General features: G+C 74.7%; 2 protein-coding genes. Both read right to left on the bottom strand.

What is annotated here, in order from left to right; translation table 11 throughout:
• Window positions 1-137: 137 nt before the first annotated feature.
• Window positions 138-1,724, bottom strand: a complete 1,587-nt coding sequence (locus tag ACFXGX_RS43110; RefSeq protein WP_384803942.1) for an ABC-F family ATP-binding cassette domain-containing protein — start codon at window positions 1,722-1,724, stop codon at window positions 138-140.
• 589 nt (window positions 1,725-2,313) lie between these two features.
• A complete protein-coding gene (locus tag ACFXGX_RS43105) occupies window positions 2,314-2,973 on the bottom strand; it encodes a peptide deformylase (RefSeq protein ID WP_384803939.1) in 660 nt (219 codons plus the stop codon).
• Window positions 2,974-3,201: the final 228 nt, after the last annotated feature.

Genomic DNA, 3,201 nt, shown 5'->3' with positions numbered 1-3,201 from the left:
GTCCAAGACCGGACGCGCACCCCGGGCACGCGCCCCCGGGTGCCCGGGTGCCCGGAGGACCGAATGCCCGGCGTGCCCGTCCCGGCCCCCGGCGGCCGGATGCCCGGTGTGCCCGTCCCGGCCCCCGGCGGCCGGTGTCAGGACAGGGACACCAGTTCCCGGTACTCCTCGCTCCACAGGTCCTCGTCCGCGTCCGGGAGCAGCAGTACCCGGTCCGGGCGCAGGGCGTCGACGGCCCCCTCGTCGTGGGTGACCATGACGAGGGCGCCCGGATACGTGGCCACCGCCGCCAGGACCTCGCCGCGGGAGGCGGGGTCCAGGTTGTTGGTGGGCTCGTCCAGGAGCAGCACGTTCGCGCCCGAGTGGACCAGCCCGGCCAGGGCCAGCCGGGTCTTCTCGCCCCCGGAGAGGACGCCGACGCGTTTGCCGGCGTCGTCGCCCGTGAACAGGAACGAGCCGAGCACCCGCCGGACCTCCCCGTCGTCGAGGTGCGGCGCCGCGGCGGCGAGGTGGTCACGGACCGTTCCGGCGGGGTCCAGCGTGTCGTGTTCCTGCGCGAAGTAGCCCACACGCAGCCCGTGCCCGCGCACCACCCGCCCGCTGTCCGGATCGTCGTGACCGGCGAGCAGCCGCAGCAGTGTGGTCTTGCCCGAGCCGTTCGGGCCGAGGATCACCAGGCGGCTGCCCCGGTCGACGGCGAGATCGACGCCGCCGAGGACGCGCAGATCGCCGTACGACTTGGCCAGCGCGACCGCGCCGAGCGGCACGCGTCCGCACGGTGCCGGTTCGGGCAGCCGGATCCGGGCCACCTTCTCCGTCTGCCGGACCGGTTCGAGACCGGCGAGCAGGCGGTCGGCGCGGCGGTCCATGTTCCTGGCGGCCACGGCCGTCGACACATGGGCGCGCATCTTGTCGGCCTGCGCGTGCAGCGCCGCCGCCTTCCGCTCGGCGTTGGCACGCTCGCGGGCCCGCCGTCGCTCGTCGGTGTCGCGCTGGGTGAGGTAGGCCGCCCAGCCGGTGTTGTGGACGTCGAGCGTGGCGCGGTGCGGGTCCAGGTGGAAGACCCGGTTGACCACGTCGGCCAGCAGGGAGGTGTCGTGGCTGATGAGGACGAGCCCTGTCCGACGGCTCGCCAGGAACCCGCGCAGCCAGACGACCGAGTCGGCGTCCAGGTGGTTCGTCGGCTCGTCGAGGAGCAGGGTGCCTTCGTCCGCGAACAGGATGCGGGCGAGTTCGGCACGCCGCCGCTGCCCGCCGGACAGGGTGCCGATCTGCTGGTCCATCACCCGGGCCGGCAGACCGAGCCCGGCGGCGACCCGGGCCGCCTCGGCCTCGGCCGCGTACCCGCCGCGTGCCTGGAACTCGGCCTCGGCACGCGTGTAGGCGTTCATGGCGCGTTCGGATCCGTCGGCCATCGCGGCCTCGGCCGCCCGCAGGACCCGTACGGCACGGTCGAGGCCGCGGGCCGACAGGATCCGCGCGGTGACCGTGACCGAGGGGTCAGCCGCGGCCGGGTCCTGCGCGAGGTGACCGACCGCTCCGGTACGGGAGACGGAACCGGCGGCGGGCCGCGTCAGGCCCGCGAGGGTGCTGAGGAGGGTGGTCTTGCCGGCGCCGTTACGGCCGACGAGGCCGATGCGGTCGCCGGGGGAGACGGTGAAGGAGACGCCGGACAGCAGCAGACGCGCGCCGGCGCGCACGTCGACACCGCGAACGGTGATCATGGGAAAACGCTCCAGAAGTCAATCGGCTCAAGGACACACGGGTGGCGTGGAAGCGGGTCCTGGAGCTAAGAGACGCGGGGCGTAGGGAACCCGTCGTGGAGCGCCCGCGAATTATCGCCGGGGCCCGGCAAGTCAGCGGGGTGAGCGCTCGTGCGGCGTCGGGGTGTGCGGCGCGTGCGGCGTCGGGGTGAGAGGCGCCGCGCGGCCGCGATGCGAGCGGGCAACGGCGTCCTGGCGGGTGCTTGGCACGGGCGCGGAGCGGCCCGGTACAGCACCAAGGTGAGCGGGCCGTCGCACCTCGGCGAGTGCCCGGCACGGCACGGACGTGAGCGGGCCGCAGCACCCTGGCGAGCCCGGCACGGGCGTGAGCGGCCCAGCGCGGCCCGATGTGAGCGGGCCAGGCGCCTTGGTGAGGGCCCGGCCCGGCACGGACCCCACGCAGCACAGCTGTGAGCGGGCCATGGCGCCTTGGTGAGCGTCCCGCACGGCACCGACACCGGCGGCCCTGAGCGGCACGTCACCCGACGTGGGCGCCCGGCAGGGCACCGATCCGGGCGGTGCCGCGGGCGTCCGCCGGGGGTCCCGGTGATCAGTCCGGCAGGGTGAAGCCCAGGATCTCGGCCGCCCGTTCCGGTGTCGGCTGGGACCAGAGTTCCGCGGCCGCCTGGTTCGAGGACAGCGAGCGCAGTTCCGCGCGGTCGAGGTAGAGCATGCCGTCCAGGTGGTCCGTCTCGTGCTGGACGATCCGCGCGGGCCAGCCGCCGAACACCTCGTCGACCGTTTCCCCGTGCTCGTCGAGCGCCGTCAGCCGCACCTCGTCGTGCCGGGCCACGACGGCCTGCCAGCCCGGAACGCTCAGGCAGCCCTCGAAGAACGCCGCCCGCCCAGGGCCGATCCCCTCGTACGAGGGATTGACCAGTACCCGGAACGGCTGCGGCAGCCGTCCGCGGGCGAGGCGCACCTCGTCGGAGACCGGCGCGGGGTCCTCGATGACGGCGATCCGCAGGGGCACGCCGACCTGCGGCGCGGCGAGGCCGACCCCCGGCGCCGCGTGCATCGTGGCGCGCAGAGCGGCCACGAAACGGGCGAGGAGCTTCGGGGCGAGCTGCCCGTCGAACGGCTCCGTGCCCCGGCGCAGCACGGGGTCGCCGGCCGCGACGATCGGCAACGGGCCCTCGTGGCCGAGGAGTTCCTCGACCAGGTCACTCAGGGGGATGCGCGGGACGCCGGGGTCACGTTCGGATGCCATCACGCCAGGATGCCAAGCCGGACGGGGGCGATCGAGGCGGCACGGGGAGAGTCCCGCGATTTTCCTCGTGTGGCTCGGCACACACACCGGTCGGGTCGCCGCCCCGCCGCCCCGCCGCTCACCTGTCCGTCCGTACGGCGCGCGGAAGGCCGGTCACCTGGCTCTGATACACCTCTCCGCGCCCACGAGACCGCGCTTGAGCTCGGTTGGCGGGGGGGGGGTGGGCAT

The sequence above is a fragment of the Streptomyces sp. NPDC059371 genome (assembly GCF_042751995.1).
Taxonomy (GTDB): domain Bacteria; phylum Actinomycetota; class Actinomycetes; order Streptomycetales; family Streptomycetaceae; genus Streptomyces.
This window is presented reverse-complemented; position numbering and strand designations above follow the sequence as displayed.

Coding starts and splice junctions, on each gene's coding strand:
- ACFXGX_RS43105 (WP_384803939.1), bottom strand. CDS start 2,973: ATGGCATCCGAACGTGACCCCGGCGTCCCGCGCATCCCCCTGAGTGAC.
- ACFXGX_RS43110 (WP_384803942.1), bottom strand. CDS start 1,724: ATGATCACCGTTCGCGGTGTCGACGTGCGCGCCGGCGCGCGTCTGCTG.